We start from the raw sequence: 16,930 nt of genomic DNA, 5'->3' as shown, positions 1-16,930 counted from the left end.
ACGCGCAAGCTGGCAATAAGCTAAAGGTCACGCTTAGCGATCTGTTTCACCCTGCTATCACATTACTGCAACGTATCGATAGCGGAGAGCCAAGCGAATGACAACACATCATCAACATTACATTAATGGCGAGTTTGTCGCCCATCAGGGTGACCAGTGGATTGAGGTCATCAATCCGGCCACTGAAGCGTTGCTGTCACGCATTCCCCAGGGCAGCCGTCAGGATGCCAGCCTTGCGATCAATGCCGCCGAAGCTGCTCAGCCAGCGTGGGAAGCGTTGCCTGCGGTTGAACGCGGTGTCTGGCTGCACAAAATCGCCAGCGCCATCCGCGACCGCGAGCCTGAACTGACGGCGACCATCGTGGCGGAAGGCGGCAAAACCCAGGGCCTGGCGAAGACGGAAGTGCTGTTCACCGCCGACTATCTCGATTATATGGCGGAGTGGGCACGGCGTTATGAAGGCGAGATCATCAACAGCGACCGGCCTAACGAAAACATCTTCCTGTTTAAAAAAGCGATTGGCGTCACCACCGGAATTTTACCGTGGAACTTTCCCTTTTTCCTGATCGCCCGCAAAGCAGCGCCTGCCCTGATCACCGGTAACACGATTGTGATTAAACCCAGCGAGCTGACGCCGAACAATGCCGCACTGTTTGCCAGGATTATCCAGACGCTGGGTCTGCCAGCTGGCGTCATTAACATTGTCTATGGTCTGGGGCCGGAAGTGGGACAGGAACTGGCGGCCAATCCAAAGGTCGGGCTGGTGAGTCTGACGGGCAGCGTCGGCGCAGGTATCGCCACCATGGAAGCCGCGGCTAAAAATGTGACCAAAGTGTCGCTGGAACTGGGCGGCAAAGCGCCCGCCATCGTGATGGAGGATGCCGACCTGGATCTGGCGGTGCGATCCATAATCAGTTCACGCGTGATCAACAGCGGCCAGGTCTGTAACTGCGTGGAGCGCGTCTATGTGCAGGAAGGCATTTACGATCGGTTTATCAGCGCAATGACTACCGCGTTTAAGCAGGTGACGTTTGGCGATCCCGCCGAACGCAGTGATATCGATATGGGACCGCTGATTAATGCCGCCGCACGGGATCGGGTCGAGCAGAAAGTGGCCGATGCCGTTGCCGCAGGTGCAAAAGTCGTTCTGGGCGGCAGGCGCGCCGGAGAGAGAGGCTTCTTCTTCCAGCCTACGCTGCTGACCGATGTGCGTCAGAATATGGCGATTATGCAAGAGGAGATTTTTGGCCCGGTGCTGCCGGTGATGACCTTTAAAACGCTGGATGAGGCGATTGCGCTGGCTAACGACTGCGAGTATGGATTGACCTCATCAATTTATACCCGGAATCTCAATACCACGATGATCGCGCTGCGCAAGCTGAAGTTTGGCGAGACCTATGTGAACCGTGAGAACTTCGAAGCGATGCAGGGCTTTCACGCCGGATGGCGTAAGTCGGGTGTCGGCGGAGCCGATGGAAAACATGGTCTGGAGGAGTATCTGCAGACCCATGTTGCCTATCTGCAGTTCAGTTAAGCGCAGGCTCGATTTTCAGACCTGACAGATTAGTGACAAGACTGAATCAGTGTGAATCTGGCAGCACCCCATAGGCTCAACATGCAGGGAACACGGTCAGAGGAGGAAAGCGTCCCGCGCCAGGACGGTGCGGGCCGAGCATGCCAGGGATGGCGGCTTTTGCGACTTTCCGATCTGACCGTGTTTTCTGCGCAGGCTCGATCTCACCACAGAACGTTCCTGGCTCTGCTATGCCACCCGCTTACTGCAACGCAGCAGCGCGATACCGCTCAGCACTGCCACTGCCATGAGGTAGTAGCCTGGTGCCAGACTGCTGCCGGTGGCGGCAATCAGCATGCTGCAAATCAGCGGCGCAAATCCGCCGAATACCGTCACGGCCACGTTGTAACTGATCGCCATTCCGCTGGCGCGGGTAGTCGCCGGGAAGAGATCGGCCATCACCGATGGCACCGTCGAGAAGTAGATCGACTTCAGCAGCGCCATCCAGGCCACCAGCAGGATCAGCGTGGTGGGCGTGGTGTGATCGACCATCCATTTAAACGCGGGATAGATAGTGACCACCAGCAACAGCAGCGATCCCCACATCAGCGGCAACCGCCCAATCCGCTCCGCCCACAATCCCATGATGGGCGTCACCACCGTCAGTATAATTCCCGCTATCAGCGTGGCAGTGAAGGCGACCGATCCCTGAAGGTGCAGCGTTTTAGTGGCGTAGGTCGGGATGTAGTTGAGCATGTAGTTGACTGCGGTCGAAATCACCATCACGCCAATCGCCAGCGTGATCAGCGCTTTCTGCCGCCCGAACAGCGTTTTCAGCGGTGCGGCTTCCTTTTCCTGCGACGCAAAGCTGGCGGGTTCCTGCACATGACGGCGGATGTAGATCCCCAGTGGCCCAATCAGCAAGCCGAAAGCAAACGGGATGCGCCAGCCCCACGCCTGAATCTCACTTTCGCTCAGCCACTGTGTCAGCCCCAGTCCGAAAGCCGATGCCATCAGCGTACTGGCACCCTGGGTGGCGAACTGCCAGCTGGCGATGAACGCTTTGCGCTCGGGAAAATGCTCCACCAGAAAGGCGGTCGAACTGCCAAATTCACCGCCGGCAGAAAAGCCCTGTATCAGCCGCGCCAGAATAATCAGCAGCGGCGCAGCCAGACCGATAGTGGCGTAACCCGGCATAAACGTAATGATCGCCCCGCCCAGCATCATCAGATTAATCGACAGCAGCAGCGCCTTTTTGCGGCCATGCCGGTCGGCATAGTTGCCCAGGACGATGGCTCCCAGCGGACGGATCAGAAAGGAGATACCGAAGCTGCCGAAGGTCAGCAGCAGCGACACCGACGGATCGCTGACCGGAAAGAAAACGTGGGCGATGTAGCTGGCGAAAAAGCCATAAACCGCAATGTCGAACCACTCCAGCGCGTTCCCGATGCAGGTGGCGAACAGCGTTTTGTGCAGGCTCGGTTTCACCTGCGGGGCACTTTGCGCGATGCTGCTCATTGTTCACCTCTCCGCCACTGATGGTGGCGCGTCATCAGCTGTTCGCCCTCTTCGCCCAGTTGCCAGAACAGCCGAGTCATAATCGCCAGGCCTTCGCGTGCAATTGAGGTGAGCATATGTTCGTTAACGCCGTGCTGGCCGCAGGCGGGATAAGAATGTGGCACCCATAGCGTCGGCAGTCCCAGGATATCGGCGAAGACCTCATTGGGCAGTGAACCGCCGAGATTAGGCAGCAGCGCCGGTTTTTTGCCGCTGCTGCGGGCCAGCGTATCCAGCGCCCAGTCCACCAGCGGATCCTGCGGATCAAGCCGCGTCGCCGGTGAGCCGCGCAGAAACTCCACGCTGACGTTATCAAAGCCATGCTGATGCAGGTGACGTTCGACATGCAGCACCAGATTTTCCCAGTCGGTGCCGACTACAAAACGCAGCTGACACACCGCCGTAGCGCTGCCCGGAATAGCGTTCATGGGTCGTGCCGGATTACCGGTTTCAAAGGCCAGCACCTCCAGGGTGTTCCAGCCGTAAAGACGCTCGGCAGGGGTCAGGCCAGGCTCACCCCAGCCTTCCGCCAGCGCCGGGTCGCCTGGCATGCCGCCCACATCAATATCACTGAGAATGGCGCGCACGGCATCGGTCAGGGAGTCTGGTTTCAGCGCGGCAACCTGTAATACGCCCTGCGCATTCACCAGGCAGGCGATCGCACTGGCCAGTTGAGTACCAGGATTGCTCAGCAGTCCGCCCCAGTTGCCGGAGTGGTAGGCGTTGTCACGCGCCTGAATAGTCAGACGAAAGTTCGCCGCTCCACGTGAACCCAGAAACAGTGTTGGCCGCAGCGCATTGAGGCGTGGGCCATCCGAGGCGATAAAAAGATCGGCCTTTAACAGCGCCTGCTGTTGCTGGCAGATCTCAGCCAGCCCTGGCGAGCTGATCTCTTCGCCCATTTCGAACAGGATTTTGCAGTTGAAGCCCAGCGCGCCGCCGCGTGCCTGCCACACCTGCTCCAGCGCCGCGAGATTCACGCAGTGCTGGCCTTTGTTATCCGCGCTGCCACGTCCATACAGGCGATCGCCTTCGGCTGTGAGTTGCCACGGCGATAGCCCTTCACGCCAGTTTTCATCGTCACCAAACACTACATCGCCGTGGCCATAGCAGAGCAGCGTGGGTTTAGACGGATCTTCGATACGGGTGGCGATCAGAAACGGCGGGCTGCCGGGCTGCGGATTGTCAAACGGGTGTAGCGTGAATCCCATCGCCGCCAGCTGCGGACCAATTTCCTGCTGCAGATAGTGGTCCAGCTCTGTCCGTCTGCTGGCGTGCTGGCTTTCGGTCACGCAGGCGACGCGCCGTGCCAGCAGTTGCTGAAACTCACCGCCATCGAAATAGTGCATCGCCTGGTCAACTGCCTGTTGCTCTGTCATGTTTGCCCTGTCTGTTATTTTTATCGTGCTTTATCTTTGACAAACTTCTCTCTTTGCCACAATTATCAATTTATCGAGTGGTCTTTGCTTTTAAAGCAAGGCTTTGCTGCCCTTTTATGATGCGTTTTGTTGGAGTGACCATGTTAAGCAGCGAGATACGCTATTTCCTGGCGGTCGTCGAGAGCGGTTCGCTGAGCGCCGCCAGTGAGAAACTGTTTGTGGCGGTGTCGGCGATCAGCCGTCAGATTCAGCGGCTGGAAGCGCAGGTCGGTGTTCCGCTGTTTGAACGGCATGCACGCGGCATGGTGCTGAATGAGGCGGGGGAAATTTTTGCGCATCACGTGCGTAAAAGTCAGCTTGATATGGAATATGCGCTGGCGGAGATTAAGGGCCTGAAAGCGGTACGCCGCAGCCTGATCCGTATCGCCTGCACGGATGGCATGGCGTTCAGTCTGTTACCTGGCCTGCTGGCGGCGTTTCGACTGGCAAATCCTGGCGCACTGTTTGCGATTAACGTGACGCATTCTCAGGGCGTGGCGGCATGCGTCAGGGCGGGTGAATGCGATGTGGCGCTGCAGTTCAGTCTGCAACCGGAGCGCAGCGTCGAGGTACTCGGCTCGTGGCCTGCCCCGGTTTTACTGGCGATGCATCAGTCACATCCGCTGGCGTCACGCGAGGTGACGCTGGGCGATTTGCATCGCTGGCCGCTGGCGCTGCCGGGCCATCACACCACCGTGCGGCAGCTGTTTGATCTCTCCTGTCAGATGAATGACTGCGTGGTTGAACCGGTATTGACCTGCGACTATTTCGCCACGCTCTATCACTTTTTGCTGCATACGCCACAGGCGGTGACCATCTGCAGCGCATTTACCCTGCTGTTTGAGCGCGAGTCCCAGAATCTGGTGTTGCGATCGCTGGGGGTGGATCAGTTGAGTCAGCGGACGTTGCAGCTTCAGACGGTGTCGGGTCGTCAGCGCAATGCGGCTCTGACGCTGTTTCTGGAGTTTTTGCAGCAGCGGCTGACGGAGATGGATCAGCAGGTGAGGATGGGATAAGGATTACAGGGTTGTGAATAACCAGGCCGGTTCCGGATGGCTATGGGATTGAGGTGGCGAAGGGAACACGACCCGATCGGAAAGTCGCAAAAGCCGCCATCCATGGCATGCTCGGCCCGCACCGTCCCTGGTGCGGGACGCTTTCCTCTTCGGATCATGTTCCCTTCGCGTTGAGCTTATTTATCGCTGTCAGATTTATCCTGACTTTGGTGCATAAGCAGAGACTAACTACGGAGTAGGCCTCTGGGTTTGTGGCAATCGCTTACTGCTTAATATCCACCTGATAGAAGATATGCTTGCCGAACGGATCGACCTGATAACCGCTGACCGATTTGCGCACCGGTTCAAAGATGGTGGAGTGCGCAATCATCACCGCAGGCATCTGGTCATGCATCATCTGCTGCGCCTGCAGATAGAGCGCAGTACGTTTGCCCTGATCCGGCTCGGCGCGGGCTTCGGTAATTAACTTCTCAAACGGCTGATAGCACCATTTTGATGAGTTAGAACCGCCTTGCGCAGAGGTGCAGCTGTAAAGCGGGCCAAAGAAGTTATCCGGATCGCCGGTCGCGGTGGTCCAGCCCATCAGCGCCGCCTGATGCTCGCCGCTGCGCACGCGTTTCAGGTATTCGCCCCACTCATAACTGACGATACTGGCTTTGATGCCGACTTTGGCCCAGTCCGACTGAATCATCTCCGCCATGCGGCGTGCATTCGGGTTGTAAGGCCGCTGAACCGGCATCGCCCAGAGCGCAATCTCGGTGCCGGGTTTCACACCCGCCTGTTGCAGCAACGCTTTGGCTTTTTCTGGATCGTAGTCGTAATCTTTCAGATCTTTGTCAGCACTCCAGACGCCAGGCGGCAGGATATTTTTCGCGACCGTGCCGGTACCTTTAAATATCGCCTCGATGATCGCCGGTTTGTTTATCGCCATCGCCAGCGCCTGCCGCACTTTAACGTTATCGGTTGGCGCTTTAGTGGTGTTAAACGCCAGGAAGCCGGTGTTCAGACCCGCCTTCTGTTCCAGGGTGATATCCGGGTTGGCGCGCATCTTGTCGAGATCGGCGGGGTTCGGGAATGGCATCACCTGACACTCGTTCTTCTCCAGCTTGGCGTAACGCACCGAAGCATCCGGCGTAATGCTGAACACCAGTCGATCCAGCTTCGCCTTGCCCTGCCAGTAGTCCGGGAAGGCTTTGTAGAGGATGCGGGAATCTTTCTGGTACTGCACCAGCTCAAACGGACCGGTGCCGATCGGGTTCATATCGACCTTCTCCGGCGTCCCCGCTTTCAGCATGGCGTCGGCATATTCTGCTGAGTGAATCGAGGCGAAATACCAGGCGAGGTCGGCAAGGAACGGCGCTTCCGGATGGGCGAGCGTAAAGCGCACGGTATGGTCATCCACCCGGTCGATGCTTTTAATCAGCGTGGAAAGCTCGAGACTTTCAAAGTTGGAATAGGTGCCGCCAGAGACATTGTGGTAGGGATTTTTCGGGTCCATCTGGCGCATAAACGAGAAGATCACATCATCGGCATTGAAGTCGCGGCTGGGTCTGAACTGTTTGTTGCTCTGGAACTTCACATTTTTGCGCAGATGGAAGGTGTAGACGGTGCCATCCGGGCTGATCTCCCAGCTTTCTGCCAGGCTGGGCACCAGATTGGTGGTGCCGGGCGTGAAGTCCACCAGCCGGTTGAAGACCGGCACTGCGCTGGCGTCAACACTGGTTCCCGAGGTATAGAGCTGAGGGTTAAAATTCTCTGGCGATCCCTCAGAACAGTAGACCAGCGTTTTGGCGTTAACGCTGCCAGCCAGCGCTATCCCAGCCGTAACAAGCGCTAAGGTGGCTATCTTGATTTTCATTATCATCCTCGCTTTGTATTGACTTCCGGTGATCACAATATCTAAATGAATCATTCAGATGCTTCATTGATAGCACGATTCGGCACCATAGCGAACCCCGCCCGTGACTGACTAATAAGGAATAGTGATGACAGACAAACTTGAGTCGCAACTCACCGAACGATTTTTCCGTTACCTCGCCGTCAGCAGTCAGAGCGATGCCAAGTCTACGACTCTGCCTAGTACGCCGAACCAGCACGCCATGGCGGAACTGCTGGCGGACGAGCTGCGGGCGCTGGGGCTGGACGAGGTGGTGATTGATGAACATGCTACGGTGACGGCGGTTAAACGGGGCAACCGTCCAGACGCTCCGCGCATCGGGTTTATCACGCACATCGATACCGTTGACGTGGGCTTATCGCCCGATATCCACCCGCAGATCCTCACCTGGCAGGGTGACGATCTCTGTCTGAATACAGAGCAGGATATCTGGCTGCGCCGCGATGAACATCCGGAGATCGCGCCCTACGTCGGCCAGCAGGTGATCTTCAGCGACGGCACCAGCGTGCTGGGCGCAGACAATAAAGCGGCGGTCACCGTGGTGATGACGCTGATGGCGAACCTCAAAGGCGACCATGGCGATATCGTGGTAGCGTTTGTGCCGGACGAAGAGATTGGCCTGCGCGGGGCGAAAGCGCTGGATCTGGACACGCGGTTTAATGTCGATTTTGCCTGGACCATCGACTGCTGCGAACTGGGCGAAGTGGTTTACGAGAACTTTAATGGAGCCGCGGCTGAGATTGTGTTTACCGGCGTTCCGGCACACCCGATGTCGGGCAAAGGCGTGCTGGTCAATCCGCTGCTGATGGCCCATGACTACATCAGTCTGTTTGATCGTCAGCAGACACCGGAGCACACCGAAGGTCGTGAAGGCTATATCTGGTTTAATGAGATTCAGGCCAACGCCAGCAAGGCGACGCTGAAGGCCTCCATTCGTGATTTTGATCTCACCAGCTTCGCGACACGTAAGCAACAGTTGCAGCAGGCGGCAGAGGAACTGGCGGCGCGTTATCCAACCGGCGAGGTCAGCATTACGATCAGCGATATCTACAGCAATATCAGCAATGCACTGGGTGAGGATCGCCGGGCAATAGATCTGATCTTCAGCGCCTTTGCCGCGCTGGAGATTGAGCCGAAAGTAATTCCGATGCGGGGAGGCACGGACGGTGCCGCGCTGTCAGCCAAAGGCCTGCTGACGCCGAACTTCTTTACCGGCGCGCATAACTTCCATTCACGTTTCGAGTTTCTGCCAGTCACATCGTTTGTGAAGTCCTATCAGGTGGCAGAAAAGCTCTGTTATCTGGCTGCGGGTTAAGCGGAGAAATCGGGCGCAGAACGCGCCCGATTGCTGTTATGGCTTCGCGCTGACATCAATACCCGGGAAGTATTTTTCAGCCAGCTTTTTGAGGGTGCCATCGCCCTGCACTTTGGCGATTGCCGCGTCCAGTGACTGCTTCAGCGGCGCGTCATCTTTACGCAGGCCGTAGCCGATGCCTGAACCCAGAATCGCATCATCTTCGACGGGCTTGCCCACAAAACCAAATCCTTTGCCCTGCGGCTTATCGAGGAAGCCCGACTGACCGGCAGCGGACATCACCAGCGTGCCATCAAGGCGGCCCGCGACCATGTCGTTATAAACCTGGTTCTGATCCTGATACGACGTCACCGTTACGCCCTGGGTTTCCCAGTGCTTCTTCGCATAGGTTTCCTGAATCGATCCCTGCAATACACCAATGCTTTTGCCTTTCAGACCTTCGGCGGTCGGAGACAGATTTTCGCCCTTTTTCGCCACTAACATGGTCGGAATACGGTAGATCGGCTGCGTAAACGCGATGCTTTTGGCGCGCGCTTCGGTGATATTCATCGCCGAGTTAATGGCGTCGAACTTTTTCGCCTGCAGTGCCGGGATCAGCGCATCAAAGCTGCTCTCAACCCAGTGGCAGCTGAAGTTGCCTGCCTTACAGATGGCATTGCCCAGCTCAATATCAAAGCCTTCCAGCTCACCCTTAGCGTTGCGGCTTTCAAACGGCGGATATTGTGACTCCACGCCGTAACGCAAATCCTGAGCCAGTGCCTGTACCGTGGTCATCATGCCCAGAGCGAGAAAAAGCGCGTTCAGTTTTTTCATTATTTAATTACCCCGAAAAGTCCTGGTTACCTGTTCCCCGTACTGAATCACGCTCGCGTGATTCAGTGAGAAAAAGCACAAAGCGCAGCCGCGCCAGCCTCTAGTGTCGCCTCGTCTTTCGCAAAAGAGAGACGAATCAGTTTGTTGTCAGTGCCATCCATATAAAACGCCGACAGCGGTATGGTTGCCACACCGTAATCGACGATAAGACGTTTTACCATCTCACTGTCCGGTTCGTCACTGAAATGTCCATAGCTGGCGAGCATAAAGAACGAACCGGCGCTCGGCAGCAGCCGGAACGGCGAGTTCTGCATCAGGTCGATTAGCCGATCGCGCTTCTGCTGATAGAAAGCGTTGAGCGACAGATAGTTTTCCGGCGTTTGCAGATAGTGTGCGAATCCCACCTGCATCGGCGTGTCGGCGGCGTACATCATAAACTGATGCACTTTCACCAGCTCGGTCATTAGCTCCGCCGGTGCCAGACAGTATCCGACCCGCCAGCCGGTGACGTGGAAGGTTTTACCAAATGAGGAGACGATGACGCTGCGTGCGGCCAGCTCCGGATGCGTCGCCATGCCGCAGTGCGGGCAACCATCAAACAGAATATGTTCATAAACCTCATCGGAGAGCACCACGATATCGGTGTTGCGAATCAGAGCCGCCAGCTGGTTGAGATCGTCGCGGGTCAGTACCTGCGCGCTGGGGTTGTGCGGCGTATTGATAATGATCATCCGGGTGCGCGGCGTGATCGCCGCCCGCAGTTGATCCCAGTCGATAGCAAACGACGGCACCTGCAGCTTCAGGCCTATCGGCGTACCACCCTGTAACCGCACCACCGGCGCATAACTGTCAAACGCCGGTTCAAAGAAGATCACCTCATCGCCCTGATGAACCAGCGCGGTAATCGCCATATAGAGTCCCTGGCTGGCGCTACCGGTGATCAGCACTTCACTCGCGGCATCATATTTCTGTCCATAGAGCGTCTGCACTTTGCCAGCGAGTGCCTCGCGTAAGGCGGGCAGGCCCATCATCGCGGCATACTGATTGTGCCCCTCCTGCATGGCACGGCTGACTGAGTCGACCAGCGCCGGATCGCAGGGGAAACTGGGCGCGCCCTGCGACAGGTTAATCGCCTGATGCTGCGCCGAAAGCTGGCCGATGACGCTAAAGATAGTGGTGCCGACGTCCGGCAATTTTGAGTGGATAGCGACAGGCGTTTTCAGGGACATATATTCTCCGTCAGGTGCATAACTGGTCAGATGCGATACATCGTTATTCAACGGGCTGCGGCTTGAGTCGGCAAGCGAAATGTCGTCATAATAGCCATGACAAAATTGCATAGCTGAGGTCCACCGTGTCACGCTCATCGCTGCCGCTCAATGCCATTCACGCCTTTCTGGTGACGGCCCGTCACCTTAATCTGACCCATGCTGCCCGCGAACTCTGCCTGACGCAGGGTGCTGTCAGTCGTAAGATTGCCGCACTGGAGCAGTGGCTGGGCGTGACGCTGTTTGACCGCCATGCGCGCGGGCTGCGACTGACCCCGCAGGGTGCCGCGCTGCTGCCTGAACTCAGCCAGGGCTTTGAGCTGATGGTTCAGGCCAGCGAAAAGGTCCGTCGCAGTCAGGTCAGCCTTCGCCTGAAAGCGCCGACCTGTGCCATGCGCTGGCTGGTGCCGCGGCTGATGGCGCTGGAGCTTCACCGCCCTGAACTGCATGTGGCCCTGACCACCACCCTGGATCACGCGGCGCAGCTTGAAAACTTTGATGCGGCGATTGTCTACGGCAAGCCGCATCCTGACGGGATTTGCCTGTTCAGCGAATCGCTGACGCCGGTAATAGCGGCTGGTCAGCCCTGCCCGGAGACGACGGCGGCGCTGGCCGCAATGACCTTTTTGCATCCCACGTCAGACACGCGTGACTGGCAGTGCTGGTTACAGGCGCAGCAGCTAACGCTCAGCATGAAGCGAAACCAGCATTTTGCCACGATGGATTTAGCGATCAGTGCAGCGATTCAGGGGTATGGCGTGGCGATTGCCGACAGCAACCTGGTGGAGAGTGACATCGCCAGCGGCAGGCTGATTAAGCCGTTCGCTGGCGAGGTTAAAACCGGAGCCGTTTACAGTTTACTGCAGCGGCCCGCGCAGGATGCGCCACCGTTCCTCGCGGAGCTAGTGGCGTGGCTCTGCAGGGATCAGAACGTCACCCAGTCGCCATTATCAGCAGGTTTCGCCTGAGGCGCACTCAGCGCAGGAGCTTTTGGCGCAGCCGGTGTATTGCTGACGGAAGGTGAAACCGGACGGTTGCTGGAAAGGCGGAACTTCGACACAGAGGCCTGCAGCGCTTCAGTCTGCAGCGCCAGCGCACTCGCGGCGGCGGAGACCTCCTCAACCAGTGAGGCGTTCTGCTGCGTCACGCTGTCCATCTCGGTAACTGCGGTGCCCACCTGAGAAATACCCTTGCTCTGCTCTTCCGACGCAGAAGCGATCTGTTTCATAATCGCGTCCACATCCTGCACCGACTTCAGAATATTATTCATGGTGCCGCCCGTCGTGCTGACCAGCTCCGCGCCTTTTCCTACACGCTGCACCGAGTCTTCAATCAGCGTCGCGATCTCTTTGGCGGCGTTAGCGCTGCGCTGTGCCAGATTACGTACTTCAGATGCCACGACCGCAAAACCACGACCCTGTTCGCCGGCACGTGCCGCTTCGACCGCGGCGTTCAGCGCCAGAATATTGGTCTGGAAGGCGATGCCGTTAATCACGTTGGTAATCTCAGCAATCTTCTTCGAACTGCCAGAGATGCCATCCATGGTGCTGACCACTTCACTCACCAGCTGACCGCCACGTTGTGCCGTGGTGGTGGCGGTTTCTGCCAGCAGGCTGGCCTGGCGGGCGTTATCGGCGTTGAATTTCACCGTAGCCGTCAACTGCTCCATGCTGGCTGCCGTCTGCTCCAGCGCAGCGGCCTGCTCTTCGGTACGTGAAGAGAGGTCATTATTACCGGCAGAAATCTCAGCAGCACCGCGCGAGATATTCTCGGTCCCGCTGCGAATGGCGCTGACCGCTTCACGCAGACTATCCTGCATGGCGCTCAGCAGCGGCACCAGTTTACCGACACAGTTGCGACCAAAATCGGCTACCGGCTGGCTGAGATCGCCTGTCGCGATTACTGCAAAGTGGGTACGAATACTTTCCAGCGGACGGACCAGCATCGCCACCAGATAGCGGTCGGTAAACAGCAGAATCAGCAGGCCAATAATCACCGTGATGGTAATAATCGTCTTGGTCATCGCGGTGAGGTGGTCGACTTCAACCCGGGTTTTGTCCAGCTTTTCGGCTGCGCCCTGGTTAAACTTCTCTGCGCTGATGCCAAAGGCACGACTGAGCGGCGGGGTGACATTGTTCGCCTGCTGGCGATATGCGTCCGGTGAGGCCTGACGGGCCAGTTGCAGTTGTGGCGTCACGCCCTCATCAAGCAGCTTTTGCCAGCTCTGAATGACGCCATCGACGACGTCCGGATTCATCGGACCGGGAGCCAGTTGTTTAAAGCGCGCCAGTTGCTGAGTCATGCTATCCAGCGCCTGCTGCACAGGAGCATAGGCCTCATCGGTCAGCGTTTTACCCGCGGCTTTGCCTTCCATCACGCGGGACAGGCGCGTGATGACGCGAAAATATTGATCGTTGCCTTTGCTCAGCACCGTCATTTGCTCAACCAGATGACGGTCAACGTCATTGCCTTCGCTGAGCGCACCAAGCGAGTGGATGCTGTACAGCCCGACGCCGCTCCACAGTAAACAGAACAGCCCCAGAATCGTGAGCATCACTGCGCGAATGGTAAAATTTTTGAGCATTCCCATACCAAAATCCTATACACGTTGACCCGCAAGCGTCGGGCATAGGAGATTTATCGGCATGAGATAGTGAAAATGTAACTGTTTTGTTACCTGATTTTTTACAGCGTCCTCATGCATGCGTTTAGAGAAATTTTTATAATTTCAATAAGTTAAACTTTAAAAAGCAGAAAAATTCCATTCACGCAGTTTAATGGTTAGCAGGTTAACTATCACCACTGCCCTATAGCCGGACCATACGCGTCATCAACAGCCTGAAAAGCCGCATGCGGGCGCGCATAAAGTTTCGTTTCAGAACCAGTCCGTTTTTATGCTCATCCCCAAGTGACATTGTCACGTCATTGCCGGGATGCCAGGCTGGCCAGATAACCTCGCCTTCAAGCTGATGCTTATATTCCGTAGCGTCACGGGCGAAAGTAAACCAGTATTCGCTGACACGGGCCGCAAAAGCGCGATCGGCTTCACTGAATGGCCGCGCTTCATTGGGATCCGGCATCTGACTCAGGGTGTTCAGGACATAAGGCACTTCGTTGCCGTGCCAGGTGCCATGAGGATAAAGATCGCGAGCATGTTCAGAAACATAATCGAACCAGTAGCGCCAGCCCGGCATACCGGCATTGTGCTGCGCCCGCATCACCAGCCACGGCACCAGGCTGAAGGCCATATCACGCGCCACGGCACGTCCCAGCAACTGATCGTCATGGATGTCATACATCCATTTCAGCGTCCGATAGGTGAGCCGGTTTTTATCACGCAGCTGATGCAATACCGCGGTGGCATCCACACCAAAATATTCCAGCACGCTGGCTTCATCACTGTTACTGCCCGCCATCAGCGGCAGACGGTGCTGTTTGCCAGCCATGAAGGTTTTCAGCATCGGCTCGGGCAGAACGGCATCACCGGCAATCGGCACCGGCGGGATCGCCAGTTGCCCCTCAAGCGGCCAGAAGGCATCGGCGGGCAGTGCGCGCAGGTCATCCGCGCTGGCATCGGGCGGCAGGCCGAAATGGCGCGCCACTGCCAAGCCATGCTGACGCGCTTTTTTCAGCGGCGTATCCGGCAGGCTATAGGCGCTTTGCACGATCCCTTTGTGGAACAGCCCTTCTGCCAGCGGCGAACAGCAAAGCGAGAGCACGCTGCGCGCACCAGAGGATTCACCGAAAAGTGTCACATTACGGCGGTCGCCGCCAAAAGCTGGAATGTTGCGCTGCACCCACTGCAGTGCGGCAATCTGATCGAGCAGGCCAAAATTATTTACCGTACCCGCAGCAGGGTATTCTGCATCCAGCGCAGGATGGGAGAAGAAACCGAGGTGACCCAGACGGTAGTTCAGCGTAACCACCACCGCACCACGTGAAGCCAGCGGCTTGCCGTTGTACGGAGCCAGCCCGCCAGCACCGATGGTGAAGCCTCCACCGTGCAGCCACACCATTACGGGCAACGGCTTTGACGGCGCAACATCGGGTGTCCAGACATTCAGGTAGAGGCAATCTTCACTAAACTCACCGGGATCGCCACCGCCCACCGCCTGACAGTATGTGCGATTTTGCCAGCCGGCAGCCCCAAATGCGGTGGCATCGCGCATCTGCTGCCAGGGCGTGACCGGCTGTGGCGGACGCCAGCGCAGTGCGCCAACCGGAGCCGCCGCATAAGGTATGCCTTTGAATACGAAAAGGTCATCGTCCATGCATCCACGCAACTCCCCCTCGGCCGTCATGATCCTCAGACCTGTTTCGTTTTTCATTCCTGTTTCCCTGTTCAGACGTTCCTCCATTATTTGCAGGCCCGCCACCATTGTCCAGGTACGGAGGGTATTTGCAGAATATGCCGAAGCGTCAGAGATGGGCATGAACATGCTCGTCAACAGGTTCAGAGCGCCAGTCTCAGCCAGGGTTAAGCATTGTTTATCTTTTTGCTCAGGGTGAATACCGTGCCACTCCGCCTGTAAGCGGTGTCCGGCTTTGATTCTGTGCTGTTTTTTACACAGCTAAGAAGTCAGCTCGCTAACTGTTTAAGATACTCACGCCGCGAAACCTGCGCTGGCCGGTAAAGCGTAATTTTTCTTCAATAAGATCAGCCTGTTTCCCTTATTGCTCCGCGTCAGGACCAGGGTTTTAAAAACCGCCTTAGTGAAGGTGGTGCGGGCAACGGAGAAGTTGCCCGGCGATAATATCAGGCCGTCTGTATTCCGCACTGCGCCAGCGAGCGCTGCTGGCGCTCTTCGTACAATGCCATCTCATCCAGTACCGCACAGCCCAGCGCCGCTTCAAACGCCTGCCGGCTCGCCTGTCCCGCCGAACGGACCTGCGCCCGATCGCCGAGGTTGGACTGAAAAATCCCTGCCGCGCTGACGGGCAGAAAATCCTCATAGACGATCGGGTCTGCCAGCACACGTCCCTGTCTGATCAGATCCTCCAGCGCTTCACCCTTGTCCGGCGGTGTCGCGACGCCCTTTTCACTCAGGCGATAGTGGAACCAGGCCAGCCCCTGCTGGCGTAGTGTGGTCTCGTCGTCGGGGAAGTCACGGAAAATGGCCGCCAGATGCTGCTGATGCTGCTGATTGTCCTGACCACTGCCCGCCTCGCTGAGCAGTCGATCGTAGAGCGCACGCCCTGCAAGCGTCAGCGCCGCGCCGCGCTGCTCAATTTCACCGAAGCGCGCTGTGTGGGTGCCCTGATGCCCGTCCTTAAAGATGATCGGCTCCTCCAGCGCTTTGAAACTGGTCTGGCGCAGCAGAATCGGCACCTGACGACGCGGCGGCCCCTCGATCAGCGTTTTCGGATCGATGCCGCGCGACGGCATCAGTTGCTGGACGCGGTCGATATCGAGCGTACGCGGGGTGAGATGGTTGATGTGGCAGCCGGGAAAGCAGACGACATCTGCGATCAAGCGATGCTGCTGGTTCAGGGCCTGATAGGTCTGACTGTCCACGCTGCTGTGGGCGTGCCAGCGGAAGGTTTCCAGTGCTTCGGTAACAAATTCGGTAGCCTGAGCGTCAGTTAATCCGCCCTGCTGCTCATGTAGCTGCAGCAGCGCCCGGCAACGGGAAGTGAAAATGTCGCGTGCGGCCAGGATCTCAGCCGCCTTTTCACGCAGCGCGGGATCGTCGATCAGTTCAGGACGTAATAGCGAGGTAAAGACCCGGAAAGGATTACGCCGCAGCGCCGCATCGGTGACTGGCCGGAACGCCGTGGAGTGCACCGGCACACCCGCCTGAGAGAGATCGTAATAGCCTACCGGGGACATCCCCATCACCGCAAACAGCTGCCGCAGCGTAGTTAATTCGTCTGCCGTGCCAACGCGGATTGCGCCGTGACGTTCAAGGCTGAGCCGGCTAATTTCATCCGCGGCGGTGAGACGATCTTTGAGCGCGATATCGGCTTCCAGCGTGCGCTCGTTGACGGTGGCGACCAGCTGCATCAGCGTGCCATATTGCGGCACCTCCTGCTGATACATCGCTGACATCGCCTGAGAGAAACGGGTGCGGATGAGATCCGCACTGAGAAACTTGTCCATCTTATCCACCTGACACCATGAGCGTTGCTGCTA

Annotated in this window: 12 protein-coding genes; 4 read left to right on the top strand and 8 right to left on the bottom strand. The window is 57.4% G+C overall.

From position 1 onward, the window contains the following. Positions 1–97: 97 nt before the first annotated feature. Positions 98–1,534 (top strand): aldehyde dehydrogenase, encoded by a 1,437-nt coding sequence (aldA, locus tag EGO56_RS09370; protein ID WP_135908697.1) that lies wholly within the window; start codon positions 98–100, stop codon positions 1,532–1,534. 228 nt (positions 1,535–1,762) lie between these two features. Here the strand turns inward: aldA and EGO56_RS09365 are convergent, their stop codons facing one another. Both EGO56_RS09365 and EGO56_RS09360 read right to left on the bottom strand, forming a co-directional pair. Beyond that, positions 1,763–3,031, bottom strand: a complete 1,269-nt coding sequence (locus tag EGO56_RS09365; RefSeq protein WP_135908695.1) for an MFS transporter — start codon at positions 3,029–3,031, stop codon at positions 1,763–1,765. Then, complete coding sequence (locus EGO56_RS09360; RefSeq protein WP_135908693.1) at positions 3,028–4,449, bottom strand: M20 family metallopeptidase; 1,422 nt, start codon at positions 4,447–4,449, stop codon at positions 3,028–3,030. Before EGO56_RS09360 ends, EGO56_RS09365 begins: the two co-directional genes overlap by 4 nt. 140 nt (positions 4,450–4,589) lie before the next feature. On the opposite strand from EGO56_RS09360, the gene EGO56_RS09355 reads away from it, so the two are divergent. Continuing rightward, the gene (locus EGO56_RS09355) at positions 4,590–5,504 is read left to right on the top strand and encodes a LysR family transcriptional regulator (protein WP_135908692.1); all 915 of its coding nucleotides are present in this window, start codon (positions 4,590–4,592) and stop codon (positions 5,502–5,504) included. A gap of 262 nt (positions 5,505–5,766) precedes the next feature. Here the strand turns inward: EGO56_RS09355 and EGO56_RS09350 are convergent, their stop codons facing one another. Next, a complete protein-coding gene (locus tag EGO56_RS09350) occupies positions 5,767–7,362 on the bottom strand; it encodes an ABC transporter substrate-binding protein (protein WP_135908690.1) in 1,596 nt (531 codons plus the stop codon). 127 nt (positions 7,363–7,489) lie between these two features. On the opposite strand from EGO56_RS09350, the gene pepT reads away from it, so the two are divergent. Further along, a complete protein-coding gene (gene pepT / locus EGO56_RS09345) occupies positions 7,490–8,716 on the top strand; it encodes a peptidase T (protein ID WP_135908687.1) in 1,227 nt (408 codons plus the stop codon). A 36-nt stretch (positions 8,717–8,752) separates the two neighbouring features. Here the strand turns inward: pepT and EGO56_RS09340 are convergent, their stop codons facing one another. Then, positions 8,753–9,529, bottom strand: a complete 777-nt coding sequence (locus EGO56_RS09340) for a transporter substrate-binding domain-containing protein (protein WP_135908685.1) — start codon at positions 9,527–9,529, stop codon at positions 8,753–8,755. A gap of 62 nt (positions 9,530–9,591) precedes the next feature. Then, positions 9,592–10,758 carry a methionine aminotransferase gene (locus EGO56_RS09335; RefSeq protein ID WP_135908683.1) on the bottom strand — a complete coding sequence of 389 codons (1,167 nt, stop codon included), beginning with the start codon at positions 10,756–10,758 and terminating at the stop codon, positions 9,592–9,594. Between the two features lie 125 nt (positions 10,759–10,883). Here EGO56_RS09335 and EGO56_RS09330 point away from each other — a divergent pair, with 125 nt between their 5' ends. Continuing rightward, positions 10,884–11,765, top strand: coding sequence for a LysR family transcriptional regulator (locus EGO56_RS09330; RefSeq protein WP_135908681.1), 882 nt, complete (start codon positions 10,884–10,886; stop codon positions 11,763–11,765). Here EGO56_RS09330 and EGO56_RS09325 read toward each other — a convergent pair. The 3 genes from EGO56_RS09325 to hglS form a co-directional block, all read right to left on the bottom strand. After that, positions 11,723–13,387, bottom strand: a complete 1,665-nt coding sequence (locus EGO56_RS09325; protein WP_135908679.1) for a methyl-accepting chemotaxis protein — start codon at positions 13,385–13,387, stop codon at positions 11,723–11,725. The genes EGO56_RS09330 and EGO56_RS09325 overlap by 43 nt on opposite strands. Positions 13,388–13,604: 217 nt before the next feature. Next, positions 13,605–15,125 carry a carboxylesterase/lipase family protein gene (locus EGO56_RS09320; RefSeq protein ID WP_135908677.1) on the bottom strand — a complete coding sequence of 507 codons (1,521 nt, stop codon included), beginning with the start codon at positions 15,123–15,125 and terminating at the stop codon, positions 13,605–13,607. Between the two features lie 428 nt (positions 15,126–15,553). After that, positions 15,554–16,897 carry a 2-oxoadipate dioxygenase/decarboxylase HglS gene (gene hglS / locus EGO56_RS09315; protein ID WP_135908675.1) on the bottom strand — a complete coding sequence of 448 codons (1,344 nt, stop codon included), beginning with the start codon at positions 16,895–16,897 and terminating at the stop codon, positions 15,554–15,556. Between the last annotated feature and the right edge of the window lie 33 nt (positions 16,898–16,930).

This window comes from Pantoea vagans, assembly GCF_004792415.1.
Classification (GTDB): Bacteria; Pseudomonadota; Gammaproteobacteria; order Enterobacterales; family Enterobacteriaceae; genus Pantoea; species Pantoea vagans.
Note: the sequence above shows the minus strand (reverse complement) of the source record. Positions and strands in the feature narration are given on the sequence as shown.

Bases quoted from the DNA above. Each gene is read 5' to 3' on its own strand.
- aldA (WP_135908697.1), top strand. From the start codon at position 98: ATGACAACACATCATCAACATTACATTAATGGCGAGTTTGTCGCCCAT.
- EGO56_RS09365 (WP_135908695.1), bottom strand. From the start codon at position 3,031: ATGAGCAGCATCGCGCAAAGTGCCCCGCAGGTGAAACCGAGCCTGCAC.
- EGO56_RS09360 (WP_135908693.1), bottom strand. From the start codon at position 4,449: ATGACAGAGCAACAGGCAGTTGACCAGGCGATGCACTATTTCGATGGC.
- EGO56_RS09355 (WP_135908692.1), top strand. From the start codon at position 4,590: ATGTTAAGCAGCGAGATACGCTATTTCCTGGCGGTCGTCGAGAGCGGT.
- EGO56_RS09350 (WP_135908690.1), bottom strand. From the start codon at position 7,362: ATGAAAATCAAGATAGCCACCTTAGCGCTTGTTACGGCTGGGATAGCG.
- pepT (WP_135908687.1), top strand. From the start codon at position 7,490: ATGACAGACAAACTTGAGTCGCAACTCACCGAACGATTTTTCCGTTAC.
- EGO56_RS09340 (WP_135908685.1), bottom strand. From the start codon at position 9,529: ATGAAAAAACTGAACGCGCTTTTTCTCGCTCTGGGCATGATGACCACG.
- EGO56_RS09335 (WP_135908683.1), bottom strand. From the start codon at position 10,758: ATGTCCCTGAAAACGCCTGTCGCTATCCACTCAAAATTGCCGGACGTC.
- EGO56_RS09325 (WP_135908679.1), bottom strand. From the start codon at position 13,387: ATGGGAATGCTCAAAAATTTTACCATTCGCGCAGTGATGCTCACGATT.
- EGO56_RS09320 (WP_135908677.1), bottom strand. From the start codon at position 15,125: ATGAAAAACGAAACAGGTCTGAGGATCATGACGGCCGAGGGGGAGTTG.
- hglS (WP_135908675.1), bottom strand. From the start codon at position 16,897: ATGGACAAGTTTCTCAGTGCGGATCTCATCCGCACCCGTTTCTCTCAG.